Origin of the sequence: Algiphilus sp. (assembly GCF_023145115.1) — a bacterium.
GTDB lineage: Bacteria > Pseudomonadota > Gammaproteobacteria > Nevskiales > Nevskiaceae > Algiphilus.
In genome coordinates, this window is the sequence record NZ_JAGLEJ010000033.1 from 1 (window position 1) to 4,357 (window position 4,357).

General features: G+C 70.1%; 5 protein-coding genes. All 5 read right to left on the reverse strand.

Annotated features, from left to right (window positions below):
* A partial coding sequence (locus KAH28_RS11060) for a recombinase family protein (RefSeq protein WP_290576583.1) occupies positions 1-1,519 on the reverse strand: 1,519 nt, incomplete at its 3' end.
* Positions 1,520-1,687: 168 nt separating this feature from the next.
* Positions 1,688-1,897, reverse strand: coding sequence for a hypothetical protein (locus KAH28_RS11065; RefSeq protein ID WP_290576584.1), 210 nt, complete (start codon positions 1,895-1,897; stop codon positions 1,688-1,690).
* Positions 1,894-2,379 (reverse strand): DUF6378 domain-containing protein, encoded by a 486-nt coding sequence (locus tag KAH28_RS11070; protein ID WP_290576585.1) that lies wholly within the window; start codon positions 2,377-2,379, stop codon positions 1,894-1,896. The genes KAH28_RS11065 and KAH28_RS11070 overlap by 4 nt, the downstream gene beginning before the upstream one ends.
* Positions 2,376-3,758 (reverse strand): reverse transcriptase domain-containing protein, encoded by a 1,383-nt coding sequence (locus KAH28_RS11075; RefSeq protein WP_290576586.1) that lies wholly within the window; start codon positions 3,756-3,758, stop codon positions 2,376-2,378. Before KAH28_RS11075 ends, KAH28_RS11070 begins: the two co-directional genes overlap by 4 nt.
* Entirely contained in the window at positions 3,755-4,189 is a 435-nt protein-coding gene (locus KAH28_RS11080) for a four helix bundle protein (protein ID WP_290576588.1), read from the reverse strand. The genes KAH28_RS11075 and KAH28_RS11080 overlap by 4 nt, the downstream gene beginning before the upstream one ends.
* Positions 4,190-4,357 lie beyond the last annotated feature (168 nt).

A 4,357-nucleotide genomic window follows, 5' to 3' on the forward strand; every position in this document is an offset into this window, starting at 1 on the left:
GTTCGAATCCTGCCCCCGCTACCACATTTATCTGACCGGCTTGAGCGCCCAGTTCTGCGTGCAGCTCGCCGTTTTCGTCCCTGAGAGTGATTTCGCCCAGCAGCTCTTGCAGGGCTTCTCTGGCTGCGTGTTCGTCGCGGCTGACGTCCGACAGCTCGGCCGTCAGTCGGCGCCAGACTTCGCGGGCGCGGGGGAGTAGCTGGGCGGGTTGGTAGGCCTGGGCTTCTGCGAGGGTTTGCTTGGCCTGCTCGACGCGATCCTCGGCCGCCAGCATTTCGCTGCGGGTGGTGCTGGTGATGATGCCCTGGCGGATGGCGGTCATGATGTTGTCGCGCTCGCGCTCGGCGTCGTGCATTGCGCGCTCGAGCGCGGTGAGGTCGGGCGCCTGCTGGCCGATGGCCTGGCGCGCGGCGTCTGCGAACTGCTGGAAGCGTTCCTCGGTGAGCAGGTCCTCGCGCACGCCTTGCAGCACGGCGTCCTCGACGGCGCGCTTGGCGACGCGGACCGGGGCAGCGCAGGTGCCGCGCTCTTTCGCGTGGGTGCAGCCGTAGCGGTAGCGGTCGATGATGACCATAGGGCCGCCGCAGTTGCCGCAGCGCATGAGGCCGCTGAGCAGGTGCTTGTTCGGTCTGCCCTTGCCGCCGTTACCCTTGGCCTGGGTGGCGCGGCCGGCGCCGCGCATGCGGGCCTGGACGGCGTCCCAGGTTTCGCGGTCGATGATGGCCAGCTCGGGGCGCTCGTGGATGATCCACTCGCTCTCGGGCCGCTCGCGCCGAACCCTCCGTCCGGTTTCGGGGTGCTTGATCCACTGGCTGCGGTTCCAGACGAGGCGGCCGGCGTACATGGGATTGACGAGGATGCCGATGCCGCGCCGCCGGTCGCCGTAGATTGTGGTGTTGCTCCATTTGCCGCGCCGGCCGGTCGGGACGCCTTCCGCGTTCAGGGCGGCGGCGATCGCTCGGGGGCTGTTGCCGGCGAGGTAGTCGGCGAATATGCGGCGCACGACCTGGGCCTGCTCCGGGTGGATGGCGCGCTCGCCGGTGCTGGTGACGGTGTAGCCATAGGGCAGGCCGCCGGCGCTGGCGCCGGCGAGGGCGCGGCCGGACAGGCCGCGGTGCGTTTTCTCGGCGAGGTCGTCGAGGTACATCTCGCCCATCAGGCCGCGCAGGCCGACCTCGGCTTTGTGCGACTTGCGCTCGGTGTCGACGCCGTCCGACACGCCGACGACACGCACGCCGCCGAAGCGCAGCCGGCGCATGGCCATGGTCAGCTCTGCGCTGTCGCGGCTGAGGCGGCTGAGGTCGTCCACCACCAGCACGTCGAAGCGGCCGGCGTCCGCCAGCAGCTGCGTGTATCCGGGGCGGTCTTTGCGGGCGCCGCTTATGGCGCTGTCGGTGTAGACCATCGGCTCCGCCCAGCCCATGCGCTCGCAGTGCGCGGCGACGTTGCGCAGCTGGTCCTCGATAGAGGACTCGCGCTGCTGGTCGCTGCTGTAGCGGGCGTAGGCGGCTATGCGCATCGGGCGGAGATTAGGCCGCGTTGCGCCGATCAGGCAACGTAGCCCGATTCGTGCGGTCGCCGGATTCTTCCCGCCGTTGCTGGGCCTGGTCGCGCAGATAATCCCGCGCGGCGCGCTGGGCGAGGGCGTGGACCAGGCGGTCCATGGGGCTCGTCTGCTGGGGCATGGTCATGTCTCCCGCGTCTGTCCGGCTTCCAGCTGCGCGCGCAGCGCGGCGTGGCGCAGGCCGTCGGCGTCGTCGGCCGGCCGGTCCTCGCCGAGCGGGCCGATGCGCAGGTCGCCGGTGTTGTGCTCGACCAGCTGGCACCAGTACAGGTCGCCGGCGTGGGCGAACGGGGTCACCGGGTAGCGCTCGGTGTTGGGGTGCATGTAGCTCACGATTCACCCGCCCTGCCGCGCCTCGCTGCCCCGATCGCCGCTTCGATCGAGTTCAGCCGTGCCTCCAATTCATTCGCCTCGATCACCGGCACCGGCTTGTGCGCGACAGCTTCGAGTGCGTTGAGCCGCCGATTCACCTCGGCAGGCACAACCGTATCCCGCGCCTGTTCTCTGCGTTCATACTCCCGCGCCAAAACGGCGTAGGGCCCCAAGCTCGCGGAATGCGCGGCCTCACCCGCTAGCGCGGCGTAGGCGGCGCCGTCGATGTAGTCGTCCGGGTTGTGTCCGCCGCCGCGGCTGCGGGCCATCTTCAGGCACACCATGAACTGCCAGCCGTCGACCTCGGTGAGGTGAGATCCGGTGAGGGCGTTGTAGGTGGCCACGGCGCGGGCCATGGAGCGCTCGGCGTCGGTGTCGCGGGTGGCGGCGCGGTCGGCCATGGCGTCGATGCCGGCCTGGAGGATTTCGGGGGCGGTGGTCATGGGCGATGCTCCGATACAGGAATGGCAATGCGCCGCCCTTCGAGCTGGTAGTCGAGGCGGCGCCGCGCGGTGATGGCGTGCAGCCAGGGGTGGTGGCGGTGGAAGCCGTCAACGAGTGCGCGGGCGTTGGCGTGCCGGAAGTGGGCGCGGTAGCTGTGCCAGGTGGACACGGCGCGGCGGAGCTGTTCGGGGGTGAGCAGCAGGCGGTTGCCGCGCAGGTGGTCGCGCTCTATGCGGTGCAGGGCTTCGCGGGCGTGGCTGATGACGCGGCGCCGGACGCGGGTGTGCGTGGGGTGGACGATGTAGCCGAGGAAGTCGATGCCGGTGCTCAGCGGCTGCAGCTTGACCTCGGGCTTCAGGCGCAGCCGCAGCTCGGTGTGCAGGAAGCGCTCGATGGCGTGCTGCCATTGCTCGAGCTGGGCGCGGTCGTGGTGGGCGAGCACGAAGTCGTCGACGTAGCGGATGTAGCGCTTGGCGCACAGCTGGTGTTTGACGAACTGGTCCAGCCGGTCGAGGTAGACGTTGGCGAAGAACTGGCTGGAGAGGTTGCCGATGGGCAGGCCGCGGCCGCGGCCGGCGTTGTGCAGGCGCTTGTGCGGCGGCACGAGGGCGCGCTCCTGGCGAGTGGCGCGGTAGTGCACGCCCTGGGCGGTGGGCGACCGGCGTAGCAGGGCGTGGGCGACGCGCTGCGTGGCGTCCGGCAGGCCGTGGGCGGCCATGCGTCGCTTGAGGATTCGCCATAGGGTGGGCCGGTGGATGGCGTTGAAGAAGTTGGCGACGTCCAGCTGCAGGTACCAGCCGCCGCGCTGGCCGCTGTGGACCTGGCGCACGAAGCGCTGCAGGCGGGTGACGGCGGCGTGTGTGCCCTTGCCGGGGCGGTTGCTGTAGCTGTCGTGGATGAAGCCGGGCTCGAAGATGCGCTCCAGCTGGGGAACCAGCCAGTGGTGCACGACGCGGTCGCCGAAGTCCGGCGCGTGGATCTCGCGCGCCTTGTTGCGGCTGGCGATGAAGCAGGTGCTGGGTGCGGGCGACCAGGTGCCGGCAGTGATGCGGGCTTCCAGCGCCAGCAGGTTGTCTGCCCAGTCGGCCTCGAAGGCGAGCTGGTTGCGGCTGGGCCGCTTGTGCCGCCGTGCGGCCTGCCAGGCGCGGTAAAGGCCGGCGAAGCTGACGGCACCCTGACACTCACTGGCCGCGCGCACCGGGCCGCGCACCGCACGCACGAAGGCGTTGTCGTTGTCGCGGTTGTAGATGTTGGCGTTGCCGTTGTGGAAGTTGACGATCCAGGCGTTGTCGGAATCGCCCGCGAAGAGCGACGACGACGCATCCCCGCACGCTTGGGACCCGGCCGGGCAGCCCTGTGGGTAGCGCGGCTTCGTCATGGCGTGGCCTCCTGCGCGGAGGCGGTGCGGGTACTCAGTGTCTGGGCGCACTCCGACGCCGCGGGCGGCGCTGGATTCTGGCCCTTGGGGTGCTGCTGCTTGCGCCAGCCGCCCGCCTGCTTGCCGAGCTGGCGTGCCTGGCGGGCGATGTGCTCGAACTGCCGGAGGCTGCTGTAGGCGCGCACGCGCTGGCCGAGCTGCATGGTGATCTTGAGTTCGTCGATCGCCCATACCAGCTCGTCCAGCCAGTGCGCCTGCTGGCGCCGATCCCGCCAGGCGCGATGCGTGAGGCGGGTAACGCGCATGGCGGCCGTCCGCAACTCCGCGCCGTGCGTGTACTTGTGGTAGCGCGGGAAGCGGCGGACGGCTTCCTCGATATCCACCAGCAACCGCTCGGCCTGTTTCACGATGGGCGGGAGTTCAAAGGGCATGGCGCCTCCGGCGAAGATCAGAAAGGCAAATTACTGACTGGCCGCGCGCACCGGGCCGCGCACCGCACGCACGAAGGCGAGGCCGTTGACGCGGCCGTAGAAGCCGGCGTCGCCGCCGCGGAAGAGGACGAACCAGGCGAGGTCGGAATCGCCCGCGAAGAGCGACGA